Annotated in this window: 19 protein-coding genes; 10 read left to right on the forward strand and 9 right to left on the reverse strand. The window is 66.5% G+C overall.

The genetic code is table 11. From position 1 onward, the window contains the following. The first annotated feature begins 18 nt into the window (after positions 1-18). Positions 19-171: a hypothetical protein gene (locus ACQY8M_RS22520; RefSeq protein ID WP_428659948.1), complete on the forward strand. Its 153-nt coding sequence runs from the start codon at positions 19-21 to the stop codon at positions 169-171. A gap of 186 nt (positions 172-357) precedes the next feature. On the opposite strand, the gene ACQY8M_RS22525 is transcribed toward ACQY8M_RS22520, so the two are convergent. The 5 genes from ACQY8M_RS22525 to ACQY8M_RS22545 form a co-directional block, all read right to left on the reverse strand. Beyond that, positions 358-2,343 (reverse strand): ABC transporter permease, encoded by a 1,986-nt coding sequence (locus ACQY8M_RS22525; protein WP_428659951.1) that lies wholly within the window; start codon positions 2,341-2,343, stop codon positions 358-360. A gap of 27 nt (positions 2,344-2,370) precedes the next feature. Next, on the reverse strand, positions 2,371-3,909 hold the full coding sequence (locus tag ACQY8M_RS22530; protein ID WP_428659954.1) for a sugar ABC transporter ATP-binding protein: 1,539 nt from the start codon (positions 3,907-3,909) through the stop codon (positions 2,371-2,373). An 11-nt stretch (positions 3,910-3,920) separates the two neighbouring features. Continuing rightward, positions 3,921-5,042, reverse strand: a complete 1,122-nt coding sequence (locus ACQY8M_RS22535; RefSeq protein WP_428659957.1) for a sugar ABC transporter substrate-binding protein — start codon at positions 5,040-5,042, stop codon at positions 3,921-3,923. Between the two features lie 439 nt (positions 5,043-5,481). Next, positions 5,482-7,116 carry an AMP-binding protein gene (locus ACQY8M_RS22540; RefSeq protein WP_428659960.1) on the reverse strand — a complete coding sequence of 545 codons (1,635 nt, stop codon included), beginning with the start codon at positions 7,114-7,116 and terminating at the stop codon, positions 5,482-5,484. Continuing rightward, the gene (locus ACQY8M_RS22545) at positions 7,113-8,351 is read right to left on the reverse strand and encodes a hypothetical protein (RefSeq protein WP_428659963.1); all 1,239 of its coding nucleotides are present in this window, start codon (positions 8,349-8,351) and stop codon (positions 7,113-7,115) included. Before ACQY8M_RS22545 ends, ACQY8M_RS22540 begins: the two co-directional genes overlap by 4 nt. Between ACQY8M_RS22545 and ACQY8M_RS22550 the strand changes: the two genes are divergently transcribed. After that, on the forward strand, positions 8,352-10,475 hold the full coding sequence (locus tag ACQY8M_RS22550) for a molybdopterin-containing oxidoreductase family protein (protein ID WP_428659966.1): 2,124 nt from the start codon (positions 8,352-8,354) through the stop codon (positions 10,473-10,475). Positions 10,476-10,599: 124 nt separating this feature from the next. Then, the gene (locus ACQY8M_RS22555; protein WP_428659968.1) at positions 10,600-11,517 is read left to right on the forward strand and encodes a division plane positioning ATPase MipZ; all 918 of its coding nucleotides are present in this window, start codon (positions 10,600-10,602) and stop codon (positions 11,515-11,517) included. Here ACQY8M_RS22555 and ACQY8M_RS22560 read toward each other — a convergent pair. Beyond that, entirely contained in the window at positions 11,432-12,694 is a 1,263-nt protein-coding gene (locus ACQY8M_RS22560; protein ID WP_428659971.1) for an MFS transporter, read from the reverse strand. The two genes, ACQY8M_RS22555 and ACQY8M_RS22560, sit on opposite strands and share 86 nt — an antisense overlap. 402 nt (positions 12,695-13,096) lie before the next feature. On the opposite strand from ACQY8M_RS22560, the gene ACQY8M_RS22565 reads away from it, so the two are divergent. Genes ACQY8M_RS22565 through ACQY8M_RS22580 form a run of 4 tightly spaced genes read left to right on the forward strand, consistent with a single transcriptional unit; the run spans position 13,097 to position 19,658 of the window. Beyond that, on the forward strand, positions 13,097-13,795 hold the full coding sequence (locus ACQY8M_RS22565) for a TetR/AcrR family transcriptional regulator (RefSeq protein ID WP_428659974.1): 699 nt from the start codon (positions 13,097-13,099) through the stop codon (positions 13,793-13,795). An 18-nt stretch (positions 13,796-13,813) separates the two neighbouring features. After that, positions 13,814-15,349, forward strand: coding sequence for an efflux transporter outer membrane subunit (locus tag ACQY8M_RS22570; RefSeq protein WP_428659977.1), 1,536 nt, complete (start codon positions 13,814-13,816; stop codon positions 15,347-15,349). Positions 15,350-15,374: 25 nt separating this feature from the next. Then, positions 15,375-16,505 (forward strand): efflux RND transporter periplasmic adaptor subunit, encoded by a 1,131-nt coding sequence (locus ACQY8M_RS22575; RefSeq protein ID WP_428659979.1) that lies wholly within the window; start codon positions 15,375-15,377, stop codon positions 16,503-16,505. Positions 16,506-16,565: 60 nt separating this feature from the next. Continuing rightward, the gene (locus ACQY8M_RS22580; protein WP_428659982.1) at positions 16,566-19,658 is read left to right on the forward strand and encodes an efflux RND transporter permease subunit; all 3,093 of its coding nucleotides are present in this window, start codon (positions 16,566-16,568) and stop codon (positions 19,656-19,658) included. A 213-nt stretch (positions 19,659-19,871) separates the two neighbouring features. Here the strand turns inward: ACQY8M_RS22580 and ACQY8M_RS22585 are convergent, their stop codons facing one another. Then, the gene (locus ACQY8M_RS22585) at positions 19,872-21,404 is read right to left on the reverse strand and encodes a hypothetical protein (protein WP_428659985.1); all 1,533 of its coding nucleotides are present in this window, start codon (positions 21,402-21,404) and stop codon (positions 19,872-19,874) included. A 61-nt stretch (positions 21,405-21,465) separates the two neighbouring features. Here ACQY8M_RS22585 and ACQY8M_RS22590 point away from each other — a divergent pair, with 61 nt between their 5' ends. Continuing rightward, the gene (locus ACQY8M_RS22590; RefSeq protein WP_428659988.1) at positions 21,466-22,146 is read left to right on the forward strand and encodes a VWA domain-containing protein; all 681 of its coding nucleotides are present in this window, start codon (positions 21,466-21,468) and stop codon (positions 22,144-22,146) included. A gap of 81 nt (positions 22,147-22,227) precedes the next feature. Here ACQY8M_RS22590 and ACQY8M_RS22595 read toward each other — a convergent pair whose 3' ends face one another. After that, entirely contained in the window at positions 22,228-22,980 is a 753-nt protein-coding gene (locus tag ACQY8M_RS22595; protein ID WP_428659991.1) for an SDR family NAD(P)-dependent oxidoreductase, read from the reverse strand. Positions 22,981-23,041: 61 nt separating this feature from the next. On the opposite strand from ACQY8M_RS22595, the gene ACQY8M_RS22600 reads away from it, so the two are divergent. Together ACQY8M_RS22600 and gmk are read left to right on the forward strand one after the other, a co-directional pair. Further along, positions 23,042-23,926 (forward strand): YicC/YloC family endoribonuclease, encoded by an 885-nt coding sequence (locus ACQY8M_RS22600; RefSeq protein ID WP_428659993.1) that lies wholly within the window; start codon positions 23,042-23,044, stop codon positions 23,924-23,926. Further along, complete coding sequence (gene gmk, locus ACQY8M_RS22605; protein ID WP_428659996.1) at positions 23,916-24,566, forward strand: guanylate kinase; 651 nt, start codon at positions 23,916-23,918, stop codon at positions 24,564-24,566. Before ACQY8M_RS22600 ends, gmk begins: the two co-directional genes overlap by 11 nt. On the opposite strand, the gene ACQY8M_RS22610 is transcribed toward gmk, so the two are convergent. Then, the gene (locus ACQY8M_RS22610; protein WP_428659999.1) at positions 24,531-25,361 is read right to left on the reverse strand and encodes a lysophospholipid acyltransferase family protein; all 831 of its coding nucleotides are present in this window, start codon (positions 25,359-25,361) and stop codon (positions 24,531-24,533) included. The two genes, gmk and ACQY8M_RS22610, sit on opposite strands and share 36 nt — an antisense overlap. Positions 25,362-25,367 lie beyond the last annotated feature (6 nt).

Below are 25,367 nucleotides of genomic sequence, written 5' to 3' on the forward strand. Positions count from 1 at the left end.
GACGGGACGAAGCAAGCCATGTTCGCTCACTTTTCGCTTCAGCTGGAACGTCCCCGTGTCCGCTTCATCCGGCTCGCCGATTGGTGGCCGGCTGCTCTTGTCGGCCTGGTGGCGCTGATTGGCGCTGCACCCGAAAGCAACGCCCAAACGCTGTTCGGCGGCCTGTTCTAGTGCACCGATTCTAACGCGCCTCGACCTCGGCGACGCTGCTGAACACGCCACATCGGATGCGATCGCCGGTTATCTGACCGAAGATGGGCTGCCAGAAGAATGGCCTCGCGGTGCTCCCGAAACACCCGGGTGTGGTCCCGCTGCGGGTCGTGCAGGGACACATGAATAGACTAGAGCTTCATGGTGTCACTTCTTTGGTCTCGCAGCAGTCAGCAGCAGCATCACGATGATCACCACACCGTAGATGATCTGCCGGCTCGCCTCCGGCATCTGCATCACCGCAAGCACGCTCGATAAAAGCGTGATGACGAGGACGCCGGCGACCGTGCCGAGATAGGTGCCGCGGCCGCCGAGGATGTGCGTCCCACCGATCACAACGGCAGCGATGCCGGGCAGCAGGAAGTCGTTGCCCATGCCCTGATAGGATTGATCGAAACGGCCGGCGAGCAGGATGCCGCCGAGCGCACTGGCGAAACCGGCAAAGACGAAGGCGGTGCAAATCACCCGTCCTGTCCGGATACCCGACAGATAGCTCGCGATCTCGCGATTGCCGACGGCGAAGATGGCGCGCCCCAATGCGGTTCGGCGCAGCACCATGACGACGAACACGCCGAGCGCGAGCCACACCCACAGCACGTTCGGTATGCCCAGCAGCGAACTCTCCCGCCCGAGCCAACGCATCAGGGGCGACGCCTTGGTCTGGGGCGCGAAGCCACCAGTGTAGACGACCGTCAGTCCAAGCAGCACCGCGTTCACGGCGAGCGTCAGGATCATCGATGGCAAGCGGATGACGCCGACGCCGATGCCGTTGATCAAGCCAACCAGGACGCCGACGAGAAGGCCCGCGGGGATGGCAAAATCGACCCATGGCCCGCCCAAGCCCGTGACCGTCGTCGCTACCATGGCGGCGACAGTCATCGTCCAGGGTATCGAGAGGTCGATGTGACCGAGCAGGATCACGACCATCGCCCCGGTCGCGATGATGCCCAGGAACGAGGCAATGCGCAGTTGCTGGATGAGGTATTTGACGGACAGGAAATCAGGCAGGAAGACGCTGCCGATGGCGACGATGAGGACGATCGCTGCAAGCGAGACGAAGATTGAGTTGTCCACGCCCGCAAGAATCCGCCGGGTCGGCTCGCCGCGGCTCACTTCCTGCGTGGCCATGAGCTCCAGGCGGTTCTTGACGTTGAAGATGCGCGCGCCGCCTATGCCGATGGCGGCCAGCAGCACGAGACCTTCGTAGAGCGGCTGCGTGAGCGGCGACACACCGGCGAAGAACAGCACGCCGTTTATGGTCCGCAGCATATAGGCCCCGAAGATCGAGCCGACGGCGCCCCCGCTGCCGCCGATCAGCGAGGTCCCGCCGATCACCACGGCGGCGATGGACTTCAGCGTGTAATCGCCGGCGATCTGGGCATCTCCGGTCAACGTCTGAAATCCCAGGAACAGCCCGCCCATGCCGGCGAACAGCCCGCCCAGCGCATAGGCCGCGAGCTTCGCATTGTCGACGTCGAGTCCGGACATGTAGGCCGCCGCTTCCGACGATCCTGCCGCGTAGGCAGTGCGACCGAGAGGCGAGCTCTTGAAGAGCCACCAGAGGCCGGCTGCCGCGGCGAGCAGGAGAAGGGAAACCGGCACGACGCCCGCGACCGTACCGGTCATGAACTCGCCAAGAGCGTCATCGATCTCCCCACCCGGCACGGGTCGCAACAGATAGGCGATGCCGGTGTAGGCGGCGCCCGTCGCGAGCGTGGCGATGATCGGCTGGATGCGCCCATGGACCACGATCAATCCGTTCAGCAGGCCACAGGCCCCGCCGGTCGCGAGCACGAGGAGGATGCCCAGCGCGACCTCGGCAGGCGATCCGCTGACGACATTGGAGGCGAGGCAGTTGGTGAGCGCGAGTATCGGACCGATCGAGAGATCGAGCCCGCCGGTCAGAACCGGCAAGGTTTGCCCCATCGCGACCAGGGCGAGGGCGGCCCCTTCATTGGCCGCGGTCTGGAGGACGAGCGGCGACAGCCCGCGCGGATGCAGCGTGAGAAAGACGATGAAGAGCGTGATGAACAACCCAAACGCCAGCACGGGGCCCTGCGAGCGCCGCAGCCAGATGCCGAGACCGGAATGCCCTGCAGGGAAGCCGCCGTCCTTTGTCCGATCGTTCAGCACCGGCGCTCCTCCGCTCGTGGGCAAGGCTCAGTTGACGGCCGGTTGCTGCAGGCTGAACGAGGCGGCCATGATGTTGGCCTCCGTTATCGCCTCGCCCGAGAGCTCACGTACGACGCGACCCTGGTAGAGCACGACGACCTTGTCGCACATGCCGATCAGCTCATCATGGTCCGTGCTGTAGAACAGGATGCTGACGCCCTGGTCTGCCAGTGTGCGCAGCACGCGATACAGTTCCTGCTTGGTGCCGACGTCGATGCCGCGCATCGGATCGTTGAGAAGGATGATGCGCGGCTCGTTGATCAGCCATTTCGCCAGCACGACCTTTTGCTGGTTGCCGCCGGAAAGGCTTCCGACCGGACTGTCGAGGGAAGGGGCCTTGATGGCGAGATCACGGACAGCCTGCGTCGCGATCCGAGTCTCCTCGGCAAGGTCGATCAGGAGGCCGCGTGAGACGCGTCGCAGGGAAGCGAGCGTCATGTTCTCGCGCACCGACATCGACAGCATGAGCCCTTCGCTCTTGCGGTCCTCGGGCACCAGAGCGAGCGACAGCCCGGCGGCCTTCGCATCTGCCGGGCTGCGCAGGGCGACGTCCTGCCCCTCCACCCTGATCGTGCCGCGCGTCTCGCGCAGCACGCCAAAAAGACCGAGCAGCAGCTCGCGCTGGCCTTGCCCATCGAGTCCGCCGAGGCCGACGATTTCGCCGCGGCCAATCGTGAGCGTCACGTCGGCGAGCCGGTTGGTCCAGGTGAAGCCCGAAACATCGAGCATGGTTTGCCTCGCGACGGCCGGCGCGGGCTTCGGTGGATAAATGCGGCTGAGCTCGCGGCCGATCATCATCTGCAGAATCTCCTCGGGGCGCCTTTCGCCGTTCTCGAAGGTTGCGATGAGACGGCCACCGCGAAGCACCGTGCAGGTATCGGCGAGCTCCTCGATCTCGTGCATGCGATGCGAAATGTAGACGACGGCCAGCCCGCGTTCGCGGAGATTGCGGACGATGCGATAGACGCGCTGGGCGTCCGCTGCCGTCAGCGCCGAGGTCGCCTCGTCGAGGACGAGCAGGCGCGGGTTGCGCCCGAGCGCCTTGGCGATCTCGATGAGTTGGCGCCGCGACAGCGGCAGGTCCTTGATGGTGAGGCGCGGGTTGATGTCCTCGCAGCCGATCGTCGCCAGCAATTCCTCGGAGCGGCGCAGTTGCGCGCGGCGGTCGATCAGGCCCAGCCGCCGGGGTGGGTCCGTGATGCAGATGTTGTCTGCTACCGTAAGATCGGGGATCAGCGACAGCTCCTGGAAGACGCATACGATGCCGTTCGCGATCGCGTCCCGTGGCGCCAGGAAGGCCGCATCCTTGCCGTCGATCCTGATCCGGCCCGAGTCCGGCGCGACGACCCCGCCAATGATCTTGATCAGTGTGCTCTTGCCCGCGCCGTTCTCGCCGAGCACGGCGTGGATCGACTGCCCGCGCAAGGCGAGGGCAATGTCGTCGAGTGCGACCACGCCGCCATAGCGCTTGCCCACATTGGCAAGCGCAAGCAGCGGGTGGTCCGGCTGCGAGCCGGCGGACATCATTCAAGCGGATGTCAGTTGTTGTCTGGCGTCTGCTTCAGCAGTTCCTGGAAGGACAGGACGACATCGCAGTCCTTGAAGTCGGCGCCCGCCTGGAAGTTGTCGGGCAACGACGTGGAGTAGTTCACGCCGTCCTTCAGGTCCTTGGAGTAGAGGGTCGGGACTGGCAAGCCGACGTGTTGAGGCAGCTTCTTGCCCTCGAGCAGGGCGATGACACCCTTCATGGCGACGACCGACAGGGCCGGAGACTGCACGCGCGCGATGCTGGTCCAGCCGCCGTCGTGGATCATGCGCAGCGAGCCGTTCTCGCCCGCGCCACCGACCGGGATTTTGGGATGCTTGGCGTCCTTCAAAGCGTTCATGAGACCAGTCGTGCCGTGCTGTGTCACCATGCCGATGAACTGTCCGTGCGTGGCGACGGCGTCGGAGACGACCTTCTGGACGGTGCCGTCGTCCCAGTTGCCGACGACGGTCACGGATTCGATGCCGGGCTTCTTGTCGAAGACGTTGTGGAAGCCGATTGAACGGTCGCGATCGACTGAATTGCCGGGCAGGCCGCGAACCTCGAGCACCTTTCCCTGCTTCGTTGTCAGATTGTCGAAGACGAACTGTGACTTCACCTGCTCGAACTCGACTTGCGGTTCGTTGACCAGCAGGATTTCTTCGGAATCGACGACGTTGTCGAAGGACGCGAGCACCGTGCCGGCGCGCTTGGCGCGGGCGATCACGGGCTTGAAGGCCGTCGGGCTCACGGCGATGAAGATGATGCCGTCGTAGCCGGCCGCGATCAGGTTATCGATCGCCGCGATCTGGGCGGCGACGTCGGTTCCGGTGCTGACGATCTTGAGTTCCCGGAAGTTCTTGGCGTTCTCGGGACGAGTGGCCCAGGCCTTGAGGCTCTGGATCATCTGGATGCGCCAGCTGTTGCCGACGAAGCCGTTCACCAGCGCCAGGCGCCAGGGGCCGGGCTTCGCGGGATAGGATATGGTCTTCGTTGTCCCCGGCATCGGCTTGAAGCATTGGGGTTGAAACATCTCCTGTGCACCCGCGGGCGTCGCGGCGGCGACGAGCCAAGCCCCTGCCAGGACGGCAAGGGCACCGAACCGCCCGATTCGAAGTCGTGACAGCGAAAACATTGAGCTTTCCTCCTTGATCTATTTTTTCTTATGGCAGCAATCCGGTGAACGCCCTGCCTTGTCCGGTCTCAGTGGACGCCAAGCCAATGGCGCCTGGACGTTGACGCGTTGCGTATCGACATTCACGGGATCAAGGCGCTCCCAAGCTCGATATTTTCCCCTGCCAGCCACTCTGGCAAGGGCAAGTCGCCGGCATGTTTCGATACGAGGTTCCCATGCGTGCTGCGCGCAAGCGGGAGGAACTGTGGTTGAGCCGATGGTGGGCGACACCAACCGTGTCGCTTTGCGCGGCGTCTTCGACAATGTCGGTGGCGGGTTTGGTCCAGAGGAATATCTCGGGCTTCGTCGTGATGACCGGAGGTCGGCGCGAGGTGCCTGTGCGCGTGCGGATGGCGCCCAAGCCTCGTCCTGATCGTGGCATCCCCCATCACTGCATGATTCATGCACTCGATTTGCGTTCTGAATCCAACCGGCGCAGCTCGCGGCGCAAGATCTTGCCGGTCGTGGTGAGCGGCAACTCGGTCACGAATTCTACTTCACGTGGATATTCGTGAGCGGCGAGGCGTGTCTTCACGTAGGCCGCCAAGTCGGCCTTCAATCCGTCGCTGGGCGCCACCTCGGGCCGCAGCTGGACGAAGGCCTTCACGATCTCGGTGCGCACCTTGTCGGGCACGCCGACCACCCCGACCATGGCGACCGCCGGGTGCTTCATCAGGCACTCCTCGATCTCCCCGGGCCCGATCCGGTAACCGCCCGAGGTGATGACATCGTCGTCGCGGCTCTTGAAGAAAACGTAGCCGTCCTCGTCGATCCGGCCGAGGTCGCCGGTCAGCAGCCAGTCGCCGGCGAACTTCTTCGCGGTGGCTTCGGGATTGCGCCAGTACTCGAGCATGACGATCGGGTCGTGCCGCCAGCCGGCGATCTGGCCTTCCTCGCCGGGCGGCAGGAGGTTGCCCTGACTGTCGACGATCGCGACCTTGCGGCCGGGGCAGGCGCGGCCGCACGAGCCGGGCCGGACCTCGAACCAGTCGGGCGAGTTCAGCAGCATCAGGTTCATCTCGGTCTGGCCGTAGCCTTCGGAGATCGTCGTGCCGAAGGTGTCGCGGCCCCAGGCCAGCAGCTCCTCGCCCATCGCTTCGCCGCCGGTCGAGATGGCGCGGATATCGTAGGCCCAGCGCTCGCGCGGCTTGTTCACCTGACGCATCATCTTGAGCGCGGTCGGCGGGATGAAGCTGACCCCGACCCGATGCTTGGCGAGCATGGCGAAGGCCCGCTCGGGATCGAACTTGGCGAAGCGATGGGCCAGCACCGGCGTGCCGTAGAACCACGCCGGGAACAGCGCGTCATACAAGCCGGCGATCCAGGCCCATTCGGCCGGCGTCCACATGATCTCGTTGCCGCGCGGCCAGTGGCTCAGCCACTGCTCGACCGGCGGCACCGAACCCAGCATCATGCGATGGGCATGCAGCGCGCCCTTCGGCTGGCCGGTCGTGCCCGAGGTGTAGATCAGCAGTGCCGGGTCCTCGGCGTGGGTGTCGAGTGTCGTGAAGCTGTCGGACGCCACGCCCAGCAGCGTGTCCCAGTCGAGGAAATGGGTGCCGTCCTTGCCGGCGCCGATGACGACGATCGTCTTCAGCTGCGGCAGCCGTTCCCGCACCGCCAGCACCTTCGGCAGCTGCGTGATGTCGGTGATGATCGCCGAGGCCTCGGCATTGTTCATGCGGTACTCGACCGCTTCCTCGCCGAACAGGGTGAACAGCGGCAGCACGACCGCACCCATGCGGTAGCCGGCGAGGTGGCAGATCGTGAGCTCGGCGCTCTGGCTCAGGAACACCGCGACCCTTTCGCCTTTGGTGATGCCGCGGGCAGCGAGGGCGTTGGCGAGGCGGGAGCTGGCGGCGAGGAGCTGGCCGAAGGTCCAGTGGCGCACGCCGCCGTCGGCGTTCTCCTCGATCATCGCCAGCGTGTTGGGTTCGTGCCGCTCGCACACCGCGCGGCCGATGTTGAAGCGCTCCGGCACGTTCCAGCGGAACTTTCGCATCGCCTCGTCGTAGGGCAGGCCGCGCGGGATCATCGGGTGATCACCTTGCCGGCCAGCAGTTCCTCGCGCGTCGGCACCCAGATCGACGCGGCCGGCGTGTCGATTACCCGGCGGGCGAACTCGGGCGTCAGCCGGGCACTGTAGACCAGGAAGTTGCGGATGCCGCGATTGCTCTCGTGCATGTCGTCGTCGTCCATGCCGGGAAAGCTCGCACTATGGAAGCCCAATCGTCCGCTGGGCGAGATGGTGCGCTCGACGCCGCCCAGGAAGGCGAGGGTGCAGGCCGAGGCGCAGGCGGTGTCGACCCGGGTTGCGAGCTTGGCGCTGCGGATCATGCGGAAGATCTCGAAGCCCGCCGAGGCGCGTCCGCCCGGCCCCTCGAGCACGACCTCGCGGAGCGACTTGTGCTGCTCCAGCGCCCTTCGCACCTTCTCCTCGCTGCGAATGCCATAGGGGCCCGAGACGTACAGGGTTCGGCCGTCGGGGCTGACGGTCACGGCGAGATCCCCGAGCCTGGCATCGCCACTCTGGATGTTCCACAGCTCGGTCAGCGCCGGCACGGCGCGGCCGTAGAGCAGGGAGCCGATCAGCACCGCGGCGGCAGCGGCGATTGCAGCCGACAGGCCGAAGAGCGACCGCGTGCTGCGCCGGGCGGCGGCCATCACCACGAGCAGGATCTGCCATAGCGCGAACAGCGTTCCCACGACGCAGAGCAGGGCGGGGATGACGATGTGCGCGAGCGTGATGCCGCTGCCGCTGAACACAGCGAGCGAGACGCTGCCCAATCCGGTCAGAAGTGCAAGTGCCGCCCAGGAGCCGCGGTAATAGAGCGATTGCGAGAAGGGTGCCGTGCCGTCGCGCCACAGCGGCACGCCGTCGGGCGCCACGCGCTTGATCCCGTTGCGGAAGCCCAACGCTCTCGACTGATCGTCGCTCATCGCGCCGGGGCGGAGACGGATTTCGCGAGCGCCGAGGCTGCGCGCCGCGACTTCTGCAAAGTCGCTCATCGTTCGCGCATGTGCGAGGTCAGGGGCCACGAGATGCAGGAGCTCGAGATGCCGCTCGCCCTGCAGGAGATCGAGCACCGCCACGGGGCCGGTTGCGCCGTCGATCACGAAAGTCGCGTGGTGATCGTCCGTCGCGGACGGGACGAGGCCGGGCGCGAGGGCTGCAATGGCGCCTGAATCATCCTCAGAGGCGCGGCGGATGTGGGGTGTTCCCATGGGCTGCTGGCCGGTATGCTGCGGCACTTCTCGCGGAGCGTCCATATGTCCCCCGACGACCATGCCTATGTGCCCCATTCGGACAAAGGGGGTGCGCAGGCCAAGCACCAGGAGTCCGGTATCACCACCGTACCCTCGGTCTGTCCGCACGACTGCACCAGCACCTGTGCGCTGGAAGTCGAACGGCTGAGCCCGACCCGCATCGGCCGCGTCCGCGGCTCGATGCGCAACGGCTACACCGCCGGCGTGATCTGCGAGAAGGTCGCGCGCTATGCCGAGCGCATCCACCACCCCGACCGGTTGATGAAGCCGATGCGCCGGACCGGTCCCAAGGGCTCGCGCCAGTTCGCCGAGATTTCGTGGAGCGACGCACTCGACATCGTGGCCGAGCAGTTCATCGCGAAGGCCCGCCAGCACGGCAGCGAGACGATCTGGCCTTATTACTATGCCGGCACGATGGGCCTGGTGCAGCGCGACGGCATCAACCGCCTGCGCAATGCGATGAAATATTCGCGCTTCATGGGCACGATCTGCGTGACGCTGTCCGACACCGGCTGGATCGCCGGCGTCGGCGCCAAGCGCGGTGCCGATGTGCGCGAGGTCGACGAGCATTCGGACCTGGTGGTGATCTGGGGCGGCAATCCCGTGAACACCCAGGTCAATGTCATGACCCACGCCATGAAGGCCAAGAAGCGTGGCGCCAAGCTCGTGGTGGTCGATCCCTATCGCACCGGCACGGCGGAGCAGGCCGACGTCCATCTCGCGGTGCGGCCCGGCACCGACGGCGCGCTCGCGGTCGGCGTCATGCATGTCCTGTTCAAGGAGGGCTATGCCGACTGGGACTACCTCCGCAAATACACCGACGCACCGGACGAGCTCGCTGCGCACGTCGCCACGCGCACACCCGAATGGGCGTCGAAGATCACCGGTCTGTCGGTCGAGGAGATCGTCTCCTTCGCGCGGCTGTACGGCCAGGCCAAGGCCGCCTTCATCCGCTGCCACCACGGCTTCAGCCGCAGCCGCAACGGTGCGCACAACATGCATGCCGTCACCTGCCTGCCGGCGGTGACCGGTGCGTGGAAGGCCAAGGGCGGCGGCGCGCTGTACGGCCATACCGGCATGTACCCGATCAGCAAGAAACTGATCGAGGGCCAGGACATGATCGACCCGTCGATCCGCGAGCTCGACCAGTCGCGCCTCGGGCAGATCCTGACCGGCGATGCCGCGGCGCTGAAGAACGGCCCGCCGGTCACCGGCATGCTGATCCAGAACACCAACCCGGCGATGGTCTGCCCGGAGCTGGAGAAGGTCCATGCCGGCTTCAGGCGCGAGGACCTCTTCACCTGCGTGCACGAGCAGTTCCTGACCGAGACGGCGGCTTATGCCGACATCGTGCTTCCGGCGACCATGTTCCTCGAGCACGACGACTTCTACACCGCGAGCGGCCACACCTACTTCCAGGTGACCAAGGCGGTGATCGAGCCGCCGGGCGAGTGTCGCGAGAACCACTACGTGATCTCGGAGCTGGCCAGGCGCCTCGGCGCGACACATCGCGGCTTCGACATGACGCCGTGGGAGATCATGGACGAGGCGCTCAAGGTCTCGGGCATGTGGGACGCCGAGACCAACTGGCGCAAGGGCGGCCAGGATTTCCATCTCGGCTTCGAGACCTCGCACTTCCTCGACGGCTTCGCCTGGCCGGACAAGAAGTTCCGCTTCAAGCCCGACTGGGCAGCCTACGGCCCGCGCGGCAAGGAAATGCCGGTGCTGCCCGACCATTTCGACGTGATCGACAATGCGACGGAAGAGAAGCCGTTCCGGCTGGTCGCGGCGCCGGCGCGCACCTTCCTGAACTCGACCTTCACCGAGACGCCGTCGTCGCAGAAGCGCGAGGTCCGGCCGACCGCACTGATGAATCCGGAGGATTGCGCCGCAATGGGTATCGCCGAGGGCGACAGGGTCGAGGTCGGCAACGAGCGCGGCAAGACCATCGTCAAGGCCAGGCCGAAGAGCGGTCAGCAGCGCGGCGTGGTGATCGTCGAGGGCATCTGGCCGAACCGCAACTTCGAGACCGGCATCGGCATCAATGCCGTGACCTCCGCCGAGCCGGGTTGGCCCAACGGCGGCGCGGTGTTCCACGACACCGCCGTCTGGATCAGGAAGCTATGACCCGTCCACGAGCGGTCTTGTCATCGTCTTCCGGACCGCGAGCGTCCCGCTCGCTGATGAGCTTGAGCGAGCGGGACGCTTGCGGTCCTGTAGAGCATGAACGTCATTCGAACAGCGCGCGCCGATGAGCACTGACTTCCAGCCCGCGGTCAATCCGAGCGTCGTGCAGGCGCAGAGCAGGCGCGAGCCGGGGCGCGCCCATGTGCTCGTCATTGGCAACGAGAAGGGCGGCTCGGGCAAGTCGACCACGGCGATGCATATCATTGTGTCATTGCTGACCGATGGCGCCACGGTCGCCACGATCGATCTCGACGCCCGTCAGGGCACGCTCACCCGCTACATCGAGAACCGTTCGGCCTACGCCAGGCGCAAGGGCTTCGACCTGCCGATGCCGATGCATGCCCCCGTGATGGCTTCGGGCGATCCAGCCGACGAGAAGGCGCGCTTCGAGACCGCGCTCGAACCGGCGGTCCTCGGCGCCGACTTCGTCGTGATCGACACGCCGGGCAGCGACACGCATCTTTCCCGGCTGGCACACACCTGGGCCGACACGCTGCTGACACCGCTCAACGATAGTTTTATCGATCTCGATCTGCTGGCGCGTGTCGATCCTGACACGCTCAAGATCGTGCGGCCCTCGATCTATGCCGAGGCGGTGTGGAAGCAGCGCCAGATCCGTTCCATGCAGGGCGCGCGACCTGTCGACTGGATCGTGATGCGCAATCGCCTGTCGTCGCTCGCCGCACGCAACAAGCGTGACATGGCGAGCGTCATCGAGGCCCTGGCCAAACGGATCGGCTTCCGCGTCGCGGCCGGCCTCAGCGAGCGCGTGATCTACAAGGAGCTGTTCCTGAACGGCCTGACCTTGCTCGACCTGAAACGCGGCGGCGCCGGTCCCTCGCTCACCATGAGCCACGTCGCCGCCCGCCAGGAGGTGCGCGACCTCGTGGCGGCGCTCAATCTGCCGCCGCCAGATACGGCGCCGCCATCGGCCGCCCCCGAGACAGCAGAAGCCACGCCAGACCAGCAAGCTGCAGTATGAACAGCGAACCGAAGGCCCAGGTGTATCCGTCCGGCGCATAGCCGATTGCCGTCCTGGGCCACAGGTCGACGACTTCGCCCATCGCCCACTGGCCGGCGAAGATCACGAGGAAGACGACGAGGTTGCTGCTGGTGCTGACCCGGCCGGCATAGGCGGGCGGGAAAGACGAGACCATCACCGGCATGTACTGGATCGGGCAGGCGCCGAGGAAGCCGAACAGCATCCATGGGATCACCGGATCGCGGGTCGGCAGGAAGGCGAGCCAACCGCAGACAAGCGCGAACAGCAGGCTGGTGATGCCGGCGCAGGTGAAATCGCTGACGCCGATGCGCCGGCACCAGCCGGAGATGACCCCGCTTGCGCCAAAGCCAAGGGCCGTGGCAGCTGTGGCATAGAGCTGGATGTCGGCGCGCAGGCCGGTGTCGGCGAGGCCTCCGACATCGCGCAGCCACGGTCCGATCCACAGGCTGATGCAGCCGATGAAGGCGAGCTGCTGGACCGCGAGCAGCGGCTGGATGCGCCAGTAGAAGCCGTCGGTCAGGACGATGCCGGTGACGCGGAACTGCTCACGCAGGCTGCCCACGCGGCCGGTCGCGGGCCTTTCTGGCACGACGGCGAACAGCAGCGCGGCCGTGGCGAGGCAGATCCCAGCCAGCCAGAAGAACAGGCCCTGCCAGCTCATCATCGACAGCGACCACTGGACCGGCCAGGTCGCCGCCATCGAGCCCGCGCCGCCCGCCATCATGTGGAAGCCGGTGACCAGCCCCCATTGCCGCGGCGGATACCACAGGGTGAAGACCTTGATCGCCGCCATCAGCCCGCCGGCGAAGCCGATGCCGATCAGCACCCGCGCCACGATCAGCTCGGGAAGCGAGGTGCAGAAGCCAAAGAGCGCCGAGCCGAGCGCCGCCACGATCAGCAGCACGGTCTGCACCTTGCGCGGTCCGTAGCGGTCGAGTGCCACGCCCTGCAGCGGCTGGATGAGGGCGAAGAACAGAAAGAAGGCCGAGGTCAGCAGCCCGAGATCTGCCGCGGTGATCCCGATGTCACGCTCGAGGTATGGGAAGATGACCGCGTTGACGCCGCGGAAGATGTAGGAAAGGAAATAGGCGAAGGCGAACGGCAGAAAGACCTGCAGCAGCAGCAGCTTCGAGGGGGTGGCGGCGTTTCCGGTCATCTCTTTTGGCGCAGCAGCGCGGCCGCAACCATATTCTACAGCCCCCGTGAGGGTCAAAGAGTCTGGCGGTCCCAATCGGGACACCCATCCGCGTCAACTTCCTGCTGGCGATCGCCACGTCTGCTCCAGCCGCTGACCCGCCTGCGGCTGCGCATCGCCGAGCTGGCGGCCACGGACGAGGCGCTTGCGGCTCACCTGCTCGACGACGGCGTGACCATGGGGAGCAGCATCACGGCGACGGTCACCTGCCTGCGCGAGGGCACCGCCGAAGATGCGGCAGGACGCGTGGAACTCGCCCTTCCGTGGGTGGTCCAGGAACATGCGTCATGCAGAACTATATCTATCGATTGACATACTATATCGAACGATATAGTGGAAATTTGACGAGTGACCCGAAACCCCATGATCGACACCCCACCTCCTGTCCGGAGTCGCCAGACCGTCCAAGTCCGCGGCGAGGACACCCGCCGGCGCATCCTCGAAACCGCGCTCAATCTGTTCGCGACTCAAGGATACGAGGGTGCAAGCACCCGCCAGATCGCGGAGGGCGCTGGTGTGAAGCTGCCGGCCATCCAGTACTATTTCGGCAACAAGGAAGGGCTCTACCGGGCGATCATCGAGGACATCGTCGCCAACACGGAACGGGAGATGGCCTCAGTGGCGCCGCGCGTGCGTGCCGCGCTCGATGCCGCCGACACGCCGCGCGAGGAGCTTGCCTCGCTGCTCTGCGAGATGCTCGAGACCTTCGTCGGCCTGGTGACGAGCGGCGCGCAGGTCGAGAGCCGGCGACTCATCTTCGCGCGCGCCGAGGTCGAGGAGACGCCCGGCCTCGACATCCTCCATGAGAACGGCATGCGGCAGATCTTCAATCCCTGCCTCGGCCTGCTGAGCCGCATCCACGGCAAGCCGACCGCAGAGGCGGAGATGACCGTTCGCACGCTGGCGCTGATCGGTCAGGTCGTCATCTTCTGCAACAACCATAAGCGACCCGTGCTGGCCGGCAACGGTCTCGACGCCGAGAGCGTCCGGCTGATGAAGCTCGTGGTCCGCGAGCATACCGAGGCCGTCTGCCGCGCCGCTCTCGCCATCTCCGCCAAATAGGGTTCGCCGGGATCCAGGATGCGTATTCGTTCGCCTTTTTCCGTCGCCTTCGTGGCCGCTCTTCTCGCCGGTTGCAGCTCCGGTCCCGACTTCGAGAGCCCCGCCAAGCCCACATCCACCGCGTACACGCCCGAGGCTCTGGCGTTGCAGACCAGCGCGGCCGGCGGACCCGGCGGCACGGCGCAGGCCTTCGTGCCGGCCAGGGACATTCCCGGCGACTGGTGGACGCTCTTCCATTCGCCGCAGCTCGATACCCTGGTCAAGGAAGCGCTGCACGCCAACCCTGACATCGACGCGGCGCAGGCTGCCCTGCGCCAGGCGCGCGAGAACTTCTACGCTCAGCAGGGCTCGCTGTTTCCGACATTCAGCGCCAACGGTTCCGGCCAGCAGCAACTCGCCTCGCCGGCTGCGCAAGGCCAGACGGGTGCGGGCGTCATTTACGGTGTCACTTCAGCCTCGCTCAACGTCTCCTTCTCGCCGGACGTGTTCGGCGGCGTGCGCCGCCAGGTCGAATCGAAGGAGGCACTGGCCGAGGTCCAGCGCTTCCAGCTCGAGGCGACGTACCTCTCGCTCACCTCCAACGTCGTGGTCGCGGCGATCAATCTCGCCTCGCTGCAGGCCCAGATCGACGCCACGCACGACATAATCCGCATCCTCCAGAACTCGCTCACCGTGGTCCGCCGTCAGTTCGATCTGGGCGGCGCATCGCGCGCGGACGTGCTGGCGCAGGAAGCGACGCTCACCCAGACTCAGGCGACGCTGCCGCCCCTGGAGAAGCAATTTGCCCAGCAGCGCAACCAGCTGATGCGCCTCGTTGGCCGCCCGCCCGACCAGGATCGCGGCGAGAGTTTCGACCTCAGCAAGCTCACGCTGCCGCAGGAACTGCCGGTCAGCCTGCCCTCGCAATTGGTCGAGCAGCGGCCGGACGTACGCGCCGCCGAGGCGCAGCTGCACTCTGCCAGCGCCGACATCGGAGCCGCCGTGGCCAATCAGATGCCGCAGTTCACCATCACCGGCGCGCTGGGCTTCACCTCGGCCGGCATCAGCTCGCTGATCGTGCCGGGCTCGGGTGTGTGGAGCATTGGGCTCGGCATCGCCCAGACGCTGCTCGACGGCGCCAGGCTGGACCATCAGCGCAAGGCCGCGATCGCGGCCTACGAACGCGCGGCCGCCCAGTACAAAGGCACCGTGCTGTCGGCTTTCCAGGACGTCGCCAACGCGTTGCGTGCCTTGCAGACCGACGCCGATGCGCTTCGTACCCAGGTCCAGGCCGAGCAGACGGCGGCCGCGAGCCTCAGGCTCTCCGAGCAGCAGTACCAGCTCGGCGCCGTGAACTATCTGACGTTGCTCAACGCCCAGCAGACCTACCAGACGGCGGTCATCAACCGCCTGAAGGCGCAGGCCACGCGCTACTCCGACACCGCGGCACTGTTCCAGGCGCTGGGCGGCGGCTGGTGGAACCGCGGCGACGTCGACCCGAAATCCATGGGCAAGCCCGGCTACTTCGCCTTGCCGCCCGTCCAGGACATCAAGCTCCCCCGCGCAGGCCACTGACATCGCGCTCTTTGAGAGGCACGCAATGATCAAGCGAATGCTCCTTATGCTGGTACTGGTCGGTGTGGTCCTGGGTGGCCTGTTCGGCTTCAAGGTCTTCGTCAACGGCAAGATCAAGGAAGCGATGGCCGGCATGGCCAACACGCCCCAGACGGTCTCGGCCGCCAAGGCGGCGGCCAGCGACTGGCAGCCATCGATCGACGCCGTCGGCAGCCTGCGCGCCGTGCGCGGCGCCGACCTGTCGCTCGAGGTGCCGGGTGTGGTCGAGGAGATCCGGTTCCGGTCGGGCGACGAGGTGCAGGCGGGGCAGATCCTGCTGCGCCTGCGCGCCGACGACGAGGTCGCCAAGCTGCAGTCGCTCGAGGCGACGGCGCAGCTTGCCCAGATCACGTACGACCGCGACGTCAGGCAGCTCAAGGCACAGGCGATCAGCCAGGCCGTGGTCGACAACGACGAAGCCAACCTGCGCAACGCCAAGGCGCAGGTCGCCCAGCAGAAGGCGATCGTCGAGAAGAAGGTGCTGCGCGCGCCCTTCGCCGGCAAGCTCGGCCTGCGCCAGGTCGATCTCGGCCAGTACCTCGCTGCCGGCGCGGTGATCGCCACCCTGCAGTCGCTCGATCCGATCTTCGTCGACTTCCTGCTGCCGCAGCAGACGGTGGCGCAGCTCGCCGTCGGCAGCAAGGTCGAGACGAAGGTCGATGCCTTCCCCGATCGCGTGTTCACGGGCAAGATCACCGCCATCAATCCCAAGATCGAGACGGCGAGCCGCAACGTCCAGGTGCGCGCCACGCTGGCGAACGTCGACCAGAAGCTGCTGCCCGGCATGTTCGCCACGGTGCAGCTCGAGACCGGCGCGGCCGAGCGGCTGGTCACGTTGCCGCAGACGGCGGTGAGCTACAATCCCTACGGCTCGCTGGTCTATCTGGTCGACGGCAAGGGCCAGGGTCCCGACGGCAAGCAGCAGCTTGTCGCGCGGCAGGTCTTCGTGACCACGGGTGCCACGCGCGGCGACCAGGTCGCCATCCTGAAGGGCGTCGCCGAGGGCGACACGGTCGTCACCGCCGGCCAGATCAAGCTGCGCAACGGCGTGCCGATCGTCGTCGACAACCGTGTCGTGCCGACCAACGACCCGGCGCCGAAGATCGTCGATCAGTGATGCGATGAAACGGCCGATCCTGCCTCCCCCGGGAGGGATGATTTTCGAGGATATCTCGCCATGAAGTTCACCGACCTTTTCATCCGCCGCCCGGTGCTGGCGTCGGTCGTCAGCCTGCTGATCCTGGTCGTTGGGCTCCGCGCCATCGGCGCGCTGCCGGTGCTGCAGTATCCGCGCACCGAGAATGCCGTGGTCACCGTGACGACGACCTACTACGGCGCCGATCCCGACGTCATCGCGGGTTTCATTACCACGCCGCTGGAGCAGGCGATCGCCCAGGCCAACGGCATCGACTACATGACCTCGACCAGCCAAAGCGGCGTCAGCACCATCACGGTCAACCTGCGGCTGAACTACGATTCGAGCAAGGCGCTGACCGAGATCAACACCAAGGTGAGCTCGGTGCTGAACCGCCTGCCGACCGGCACGCAGCAGCCGGTGCTGACGGTCAAGGTCGGCCAGACCATCGATGCCATGTATATCGGCTTCAGCAGCAAGGAGCTGGCGCCCAACCAGATCACCGACTACCTGGTGCGGGTCGTGCAGCCGAGGCTGCAGGCCGTCGAAGGCGTGCAGACGGCCGAGCTCCTGGGCGCCAAGAACTTCGCTCTGCGCGCCTGGCTCGATCCGCAGAAGCTCGCTGCCTACGGCCTCTCCGCAGCCGACGTGGCTCAGGCGCTGACCGCCAACGACTACATCGCGGGACTAGGCACGACCAAGGGCCAGATGGTCCAGGTCACCCTCAAGGCCTCGACGGCGCTGACCTCGCTCGGAGAGTTCCGCAACCTCGTGCTGAAGCAGCAGGACGGCGCGATCGTGCGCCTGAGCGACGTCGCCAATGTCACGCTCGGCTCGGACGATTATGAATCCGAGGTGAGCTTCGACGGCCAGAAGGCGGTGTATATCGGCATCCAGGTGGCACCAGCCGCCAACCTGCTCGATGTCATCCAGGGCGTGCGCGACGTCTTCCCGGCGATCCAGGCACAGCTGCCGCAGGGGCTGAATGGCCGGATCATCTACGACTCCACCGAGTTCGTGAACAGCTCGATCGACGAGGTGATCCACACCCTGGTCGAGGCGCTGGTGATCGTGACCCTGGTCGTGTTCGCCTTCCTGGGCTCGGTGCGTTCGGTGCTGATCCCCGTCATCGCCATTCCGCTGTCCCTGGTCGGCACCTTCGCGATGATGGCGGCCTTCGGCTTCTCGATAAACCTGCTCACGCTCCTGGCGCTGGTGCTGGCGATCGGCCTGGTGGTCGACGACGCCATCATCGTGGTCGAGAACGTGAACCGCCATCTCGAGGAGGGGCTGAAGCCCTTCCCGGCCGCGATCCAGGCCGCGCGCGAGCTGGCAGGGCCGATCATCGCCATGACGGTCGTGCTGGTCGCGGTATACGTCCCGATCGGCTTCCAGCGCGGCCTGACCGGCGCGCTCTTCACCGAGTTCGCCTTCACCCTGGTGGGTGCTGTCACGGTCTCGGCGATCGTGGCCCTCACGCTGTCGCCTATGATGTGCTCGCGCATGCTGAAACCGCATTCCGCGAGCGATCGGGGTTGGGAGGCGCGCCTGATCCGCGGCATCGACCGCGTGTTCGACCGCCTGCGCCGCGGCTACGAGCGGTGGCTCGGCGGCAGCCTCGACAACCTGCCGGTCACGGCCACTTTCGCCGTGCTGGTGCTGGGCAGCATCTACTTCCTCTACAACGCCACCAGCAGCGAGCTGGCGCCGCAGGAAGACCAGGGCGTCATCATCGCGCTCGCGACGTCCGCTCCGAACTCGACCATCGACCAGCGCCAGCTCTATGCCCGTCAGATGTACCTGATCGGCGCCGGCCATCCCGAGGTCGACCACGTGTTCCAGCTCGACGTGCCCGGCCAGTCGATCGCGGGTTACGTGCTGAAGCCGTGGGACGCGCGCAGCAAGACCTCCAACCAGCTGGCGCCGCTCATTCAGGGCGAGCTGGCGGGTATCGCCGGCGCCCAGGTCGTCGCCTTCCAGCCGCCGCCGCTGCCGGGCAGCCAGGGCCTGCCCATTCAGTTCGTGATCAGCACGACCGGCTCGTTCGAGCCCTTGAACGAGGTGGCGCAGACCTTCCTGCGCGAGGCGCTGGCGACGGGCCGCTTCATCTTCCTCAACACCGATCTCAAGATCGATTCGCCGCAGGCCACGGTGGTGATCGACCGCGAGAAGGCCGCGCAGCTCGGCCTGAAGATGAGCGACATCGGCGCTGCGCTGGGCTCGATGCTGGGCGGCGGCTACGTCAACTACTTCGCCCTCGACGGCCGGTCCTACAAGGTCATTCCGCAGGTCCAGCAGAGTTCCAGGCAGAATGTCGACCAGATCCTCGACTACCACATCCGCGCCGCCGACGGCTCGTCGGTGCCCCTGTCGACAGTGGCCAGAATCGTCACCAAGGCGATCCCGCAGTCGCTGAACCACTTCCAGCAGCTCAACAGCGCCACCATCCAGGGCGTGGCCTTCCCCGGCGCGTCGCAAGCCGAGGCGCTGCAGACCCTGCAGGAGCTGGCGGCGCGGACGCTGCCGCAGGGCTACTCGATCGACTATGGCGGCGCCTCGCGCCAGTACATCCAGGAGAGCGGCGGCTTCATCGTCACCTTCGCGTTCGCGCTGATCATCATTTACCTGTCGCTGGCGGCGCTGTTCGAGAGCTTCCGCGACCCGCTGATCATCCTGTTCTCGGTGCCGATGTCGATCGCGGGCGCCCTTGTCTTCCTGATGGGGCTCAGCACAGTGGCCTGGCCCGGTGCCACGCTCAACATCTACACCCAGGTCGGGCTGGTCACGCTGATGGGCCTGATCAGCAAGCACGGCATCCTCATCGTCGAGGTCGCCAACGAGCTGCAGATGGCCGGCAAATCAAGGCGTGAAGCCATCACGCAGGCTGCGGCGATCCGGCTGCGACCCATCCTGATGACCACTGCCGCCATGGTGCTGGGCGTCGTCCCGCTGATCGTCGCTACCGGCGCGGGCGCGCTGTCCCGCTTCAGCATGGGCCTGGTGATCGCGAGCGGCCTGTCGATTGGCACGCTGTTCACGCTGTTCGTGGTGCCGGCGGTCTACCTGATGTTGGCCGAAGACCATTCGAAGAGGCGAGAGGCCAGCGAGCAGCTTGATGCAACGGCAGGCGATTGACCTGATCACCGAACTCGCCGTTGTCGCGCGGGCGTTGCCGCGGCATCGCTGGGCGACGACGCCAGGGCACTGCTGCTGTCGAGGGCGGAGCCGGCACCGGCTGCGCGATGGCAAGCATGTCGTAGTTCAGCTCGGGATCGGCCGCATGGATTGATTCGAATGTTATCGCGCCGGCGGCCATGGCGGGAGGCAATGCAGGCGCTTCGTGTCGGCTCAGGACGACTTGCAATCGAGCGTAACCTTGCGCGGGGTGATCGTCGGCAGCGCGGGCGCGGGGTTCGGCATCGGCCGCGGCCAGGACTTGTCGGCGAGGTGCTTCTCGATCAGCGGGATCAGCGCGTTGAGCGTGATCCAGCCGCGCATGCGCGTGCCGGCATAGCTGGTATGGACGGCGTCGAGGAACAGGTCGGGATCGAACGGCAGCTGGCCCGCGATGTCGACGAAGGTGAGGCCGTGTGTCGCTGCGTACTTCGCGAACAGCCGGTTCTCGAACTTGGCCAGCCGCTCGAGGTCGCGATAGCGGTAGGGATAGTTCGAGACGTTGAGCTGCTCGAGGATATAACGGTGGCGGATCGGATCGAGCACCAAGCCGTCCTTCACCATCCAGGCGAAGGAGCTCAGGGCGAAGTCGCTGCCGATTGTGGCCAGGTCGGCGCGGATCGCATCGAGGTCGCGCTGGATGACATTCAGGCTGACCGGCAGGTTGGGATAGGCGAGGTCGGGGTTCTGCTCGTCGAGCCCGGGAGGCCACACCACCTTGTAGTCCGGCTTCGGCCATTCCCTGCCGTCCATGTCGGAGGCCGCCAAGCCGATCGCCGCCTGCACGCGGCCGAGCAGCGCCGACCAGCGCGATGCTGCACGCAGCCACTCCGGCGAGACGCTCGCGCCGCTGCCGGGCGGCCGTTCAGCCTTGCCTTCGGGCACCTTCTCGACGATCGACTCGGGTCGGAACTGGTTGCCGCCTTCGTAATAGACGACGAGATCGGGATGGAGCGGCAGCACCTCGGTCTTCACGATCGCTGCAAGATCGGTCGAGACGTTGCTCTCGCGCGCCGAGTTCAGCACCTCGAAGCGTACGTCGAGGTTCTTCGCCTCGGCCCAGAGGTTCAGCCAGTAGCCGACGAATTCCGGATAGGAATACGGCACGAAGTGACCTTCGATCACCGTCGAGGAGCCGACGAAGACGATGCGGATCGTCTTCGGTCCGCGCGGCACCTCGATCGGCGGGCCGCGCCAGCCCATCTGGTTGGTCACCAGCCTGTCGGGGAAGGTGCTGTTCGGCGGGAAGCGATAGGGCGGCGTCGGCTGGCCGTCCGGCGGATCGTAGAGATAGAGCTGGCCGGGCGCGAGCTTGAGGAAGCGGTGCTTGCAGGGATCGCCGGCGAACACGCTGTTCCACGCCTTGAAGGCATCGAACGGCTGGAATTCGTTGTTGATCGGATGCCGTTTCATCTCGTCGAAGGTCTTCTGCCATTCCGCCGGCGGCGTGCCGCGGTTGGGCAGCGGCGGCGGATCCTTCTCGAACCAGGCAGGGTTGACGCCCGGCGCCAGCGGGATGCTCTCGAGCTGGCCTGGCTTGACGCTCGCTGTGCCGACCGGGTCGGGCAGGGGGAAGGCGAACAGCGGCTGCCCGTTCAGCACGCGGACGACTCCCTCTGCAAAGGCGAAGCTGACCAGCAGAGACACGACGATAAGGAGTGTATCGGCGAGCGGCGACGAGCGGCGTTTTCCAGGGGCGGTGGCCATGCGGCCGGCCTTATAGCCGACGCGATTGCGCCCGCAAAGAAAGCAGCCCATATCGTCGGGTATGACACGCGCGGTCACCACGACGGCCGATGCCTTCGTCGAGCAGGTCGGCCGCCTTCCGGCGCGGCCCTCCGGCACGCGGGGCCGGCTGCTGTTCGCGATGGATGCGACGGCCAGCCGCGAGCCGACTTGGGACCATGCCTGCGGCATCCAGGGTGAAATGTTCGTCGCCGCCGACGCCTTGGGCGGGCTCGACGTCCGGCTCGGCTTCTACCGGGGCTTCGACGAATTCAAGGTGAGCCGCTGGACGTCCGACGGACGTGAGCTGGCCCGGTTGATGGGCGCGGTGCGCTGCCTGGCCGGCCGCACCCAGATCGGCCGGCTGTTGCGCTATGCCGGCGAGCAGCGCCGGGAGAGTCGGATCGACGCCCTCGTGTTCGTCGGCGACTGCTGCGAGGAGGATGTCGACCAGGTCGGCCACGAGGCGGGCCAGCTCGGGCTCCTCGGCCTGCCGGTCTTCGTATTCCAGGAGGGGAACGATCGCACCGCCTCGCGCCTGTTTCCGCAGATCGCCAGGCTGACGCGCGGCGCCCATTGCAAGTTCGACCGCAACAGCCCCGACGAGCTGAAGCGCCTGCTCGGCGCCGTCGCCGCCTACGCCGCCGGTGGCCGCGATGCACTCCTGAAGTACGGGCGCGAAAAGGGTGGCGCGGCCGCCCGGCTGACGCATCAGATCAGGTAGTCATGCTCTTCCGGACCGCGAGCGTCTCGCTCGCTCAAGCTCATGAGCGAGCGAGACGCTCGCGGTCCGGAAGAGCATGAATCACGCTCCGAGCAGTTTCGCCGTCCAGCGGCCCGGCAGCACGGTGCCGAGCCACACCGCGGCCTTCGTGCCGATCGGGAATGCGATCCGTGCCTGATTGCGCGCAAGGCCTCTGCGGATGATTGCGGCGGCGCGCGCGGCGGACATCAGGAAGGGCATCGGGAAGGGTGCGCTGGCGGTCAGGCGGCTGACCACGAAGCCGGGGCAGATCACGCTGACGCCGATGCCGTTCTTCCTCAGCACGTAGCGCAGGCTCTCGCCCCACACACGAACGGCCGCCTTGCTGGCATTGTAGGAGGCCGAGTAGGGCAGGCCGATGAAGCCCGCCAGCGACGACACCACGGCGATCTGGCCGCGCCCGCGCGCGATCATGCGGCCGACCAGCGGCTCGACGGTGTTGAGCACGCCGTCGACGTTGACTGCCATGGTCTGACGGATGATCGAGAAATCGTCGATCGAGGAATTGTCCTTGTCGATCGAGACGCCGGCATTGGCGATCACCAGGTCGACCGGATGAGCCTCGTCGAACCGCGTCAGCCAGGCCGCCAGCGCCTCCCTGTCCACGACGTCGATCTGCCCGGCATCGACCGTGGCGCCCTTTGCCCGGCAGGCCTCGGCGACGGCTTGCAGGCGCGCTGCATCGCGGCCATTCAGGGCGAGGGCGATTCCGGGGGCGGCATATTCGAGCGCCAGGGCCTCGCCGATGCCGCTCGAGGCACCGGTGATGACGATGCTCGCGAAAGTTTTTGCCATGGGATAATATTACCGGCTCGACGTAGCGCTGCCAGTGGAGTGGATCGGTTTGATTGCCAGCATGACGGGGTACGCCCGGGCGCAGGGAGCGGATGAAAGCCGGCGCTGGGTTTGGGAGGCGCGCAGCGTCAATGGGCGCAATCTGGAGGTCCGCTGCCGGGTGCCGCAGGGCTTCGAGCGCCTGGAGAATCCGGCCCGCACGGCGGCCGGTGCCAGGCTGAAGCGCGGCAACGTCGCGCTTTCGCTTACGATCGGCAGCGAACGCCAGTCCAAGCCACTGCGCATCAACCGCGCGCTGCTCGCGGAACTCGGCATATTGGTCGAGGAAGTACGCAAGAGCACCGGCGCCGCGGCGCCGGCAGCCGACGGGCTGCTGCGCGTGCGCGGCGTCATCGAGGAGGAAGACGAGAGCCAGGAGAGCGAGGAGGTCGTGGCCGCCCTCGACAAGGCGTTGATGCGCTCGCTCGACGAGGTGCTGCGCGGGCTGGCCGAGTCGCGGGCAGGCGAGGGCAAGGCGCTGGCCGGCGTGATCACGGGCCATGTCGTCGAGATCGAGGGGCTCTGCCGGCGCGCCGCGGAGCGTGCCGCGGCGCAGACCGGTGTCATCCGCTCGAGGTTCGAGAGCCAGCTTTCCGACCTCCTGGAACGGGCGCCGCCTTTGTCGGAGGAGCGCTTCGCCCAGGAAGTGGCGCTGCTGGTCGGCAAGGCCGACGTGCGCGAGGAGCTGGATCGGCTGGCCGCCCACATCGCCCAGGCGCGCAGCCTGCTGAAGGAGGCGCGGCCGGACAATCCGGTCGGCCGCAAGTTCGACTTCCTCTGCCAGGAGTTCAACCGCGAGGCCAACACGCTGTGCTCGAAGTCGGCCGACATCGAGCTGACGCGCATCGGCATCGACCTGAAGGGCGCCATCGAACGCATGCGGGAGCAGGTCCAGAATGTCGAATGAGGCGGCGACGCCGGAGATCCATCGGCGCGGCCTGATGCTGGTCCTGTCGTCGCCCTCGGGCGCGGGCAAGACGACTTTGTCACGGCAGCTGCTCGACAACGACAAGCAGATTCAGCTCAGCGTTTCGTGCACCACGCGCGCACGCCGGGCGAGCGAGAGGGATGGCGTCGACTATCGCTTCGTCGACACCGCGACCTTCAGCGGGATGATCCAGCGCAGCGAGTTCCTCGAGCACGCCCGCGTCTTCGACCACTTCTACGGCACGCCCCGGGCTCCGGTCGAAGCGGCGCTGAAGAGCGGCCGGGACGTGCTGTTCGACATCGACTGGCAGGGCACGCAGCAGCTCAAGGAGAAGGGCCGCGACGACCTGGTGACGGTCTTCATCCTGCCGCCCTCGACACGCGACCTCGAGCGCCGGCTGATCACCCGTGCCCAGGATTCGCCGGATATCGTCGCCAGGCGCATGGCCAAGTCGGCGGACGAGATGAGCCACTACGCCGAGTACGATTACGTCATCGTAAACCGGGACATCGCCACCAGCCTGACCGAGCTGAAGTCGATCCTGACCGCCGAGCGGTTGAAGCGCGAGCGCCAGCTCGGCCTGTCAGCCTTCGTGAAGGCGCTGCGCGAGGGGCGCTGAAGGCAGCTCGCCGACGCCGGTCTTGTCGATACCAGTCTGGCCCTGCGAGCGCAGCACGAGCCGCGACGGCGTGTAAGGGCGGCCGGAAAACTCCGCGATCAACCTGTCGCTCGCCGTCTCGATCGTATCCTCGAGACGGCGCATGAAGGTCTGCTTGTCGAGGCCGGTCTCGATCGGCGGCAGGAATTCGATCGCGGCGCGGCCGGCCTTCTTGTGCCAGTCGCGACGGTTCCACAGCAGGCCGACGGACGTCGCCACCGGGGTCACCGGCAGGTCGAGGTCGCGCGACAGATAGTAGATGCCGGAGCGATAGCGCTCGCGCTCGCCCGGGGCCATCAGGTTGCCTTCGGGATAGATCGCGATATGGCGGCTGCTGTCGTAGGCGCGCTTGGCGAACTGGGCGAGATTCTCGCGCTCCTTGCCGCCGCCGCAGGTGTCGACGCGGATCATCTGCAGCCGGTAGAGGATCGTGCCGATCACGGGAATGCGAAACAGCTCCTGCATGGCGACGAAGGCGATACCGGGGATCAGGGCCGCGAGCAGGACGCCATCGACCTCGGCGTGATGCTTGTTGGCCAGCAGCACCGGGCCCTTGTTCGGGAGGAACTCGCGCCCGCGGACCTCGACCTTCATGCCGCCGATCCGGTGCATGCCCCACACCACGGCCTGCGCCCAGCGATGCAGCAGGGCGCGCAGCAGCACCGGCGTCGGAACCGGCACCATCACGATGCCGATCAATGCCGCCAGCACGGTGAGGACGTAGAAGTAGACGTTGAAGGCGAGGGAACGGATCATGGGTTG

It is taken from the genome of Reyranella sp. (assembly GCF_965279465.1).
Classification (GTDB): domain Bacteria; phylum Pseudomonadota; class Alphaproteobacteria; order Reyranellales; family Reyranellaceae; genus Reyranella.

Bases quoted from the DNA above. Each gene is read 5' to 3' on its own strand.
- ACQY8M_RS22520 (WP_428659948.1), top strand. From the start codon at position 19: ATGTTCGCTCACTTTTCGCTTCAGCTGGAACGTCCCCGTGTCCGCTTC.
- ACQY8M_RS22530 (WP_428659954.1), bottom strand. From the start codon at position 3,909: ATGATGTCCGCCGGCTCGCAGCCGGACCACCCGCTGCTTGCGCTTGCC.
- ACQY8M_RS22535 (WP_428659957.1), bottom strand. From the start codon at position 5,042: ATGTTTTCGCTGTCACGACTTCGAATCGGGCGGTTCGGTGCCCTTGCC.
- ACQY8M_RS22540 (WP_428659960.1), bottom strand. From the start codon at position 7,116: ATGATCCCGCGCGGCCTGCCCTACGACGAGGCGATGCGAAAGTTCCGC.
- ACQY8M_RS22545 (WP_428659963.1), bottom strand. From the start codon at position 8,351: ATGGACGCTCCGCGAGAAGTGCCGCAGCATACCGGCCAGCAGCCCATG.
- ACQY8M_RS22550 (WP_428659966.1), top strand. From the start codon at position 8,352: ATGTCCCCCGACGACCATGCCTATGTGCCCCATTCGGACAAAGGGGGT.
- ACQY8M_RS22555 (WP_428659968.1), top strand. From the start codon at position 10,600: ATGAGCACTGACTTCCAGCCCGCGGTCAATCCGAGCGTCGTGCAGGCG.
- ACQY8M_RS22560 (WP_428659971.1), bottom strand. From the start codon at position 12,694: ATGACCGGAAACGCCGCCACCCCCTCGAAGCTGCTGCTGCTGCAGGTC.
- ACQY8M_RS22565 (WP_428659974.1), top strand. From the start codon at position 13,097: ATGATCGACACCCCACCTCCTGTCCGGAGTCGCCAGACCGTCCAAGTC.
- ACQY8M_RS22570 (WP_428659977.1), top strand. From the start codon at position 13,814: ATGCGTATTCGTTCGCCTTTTTCCGTCGCCTTCGTGGCCGCTCTTCTC.
- ACQY8M_RS22575 (WP_428659979.1), top strand. From the start codon at position 15,375: ATGATCAAGCGAATGCTCCTTATGCTGGTACTGGTCGGTGTGGTCCTG.
- ACQY8M_RS22580 (WP_428659982.1), top strand. From the start codon at position 16,566: ATGAAGTTCACCGACCTTTTCATCCGCCGCCCGGTGCTGGCGTCGGTC.
- ACQY8M_RS22585 (WP_428659985.1), bottom strand. From the start codon at position 21,404: ATGGCCACCGCCCCTGGAAAACGCCGCTCGTCGCCGCTCGCCGATACA.
- ACQY8M_RS22590 (WP_428659988.1), top strand. From the start codon at position 21,466: ATGACACGCGCGGTCACCACGACGGCCGATGCCTTCGTCGAGCAGGTC.
- ACQY8M_RS22595 (WP_428659991.1), bottom strand. From the start codon at position 22,980: ATGGCAAAAACTTTCGCGAGCATCGTCATCACCGGTGCCTCGAGCGGC.
- ACQY8M_RS22600 (WP_428659993.1), top strand. From the start codon at position 23,042: ATGACGGGGTACGCCCGGGCGCAGGGAGCGGATGAAAGCCGGCGCTGG.
- gmk (WP_428659996.1), top strand. From the start codon at position 23,916: ATGTCGAATGAGGCGGCGACGCCGGAGATCCATCGGCGCGGCCTGATG.
- ACQY8M_RS22610 (WP_428659999.1), bottom strand. From the start codon at position 25,361: ATGATCCGTTCCCTCGCCTTCAACGTCTACTTCTACGTCCTCACCGTG.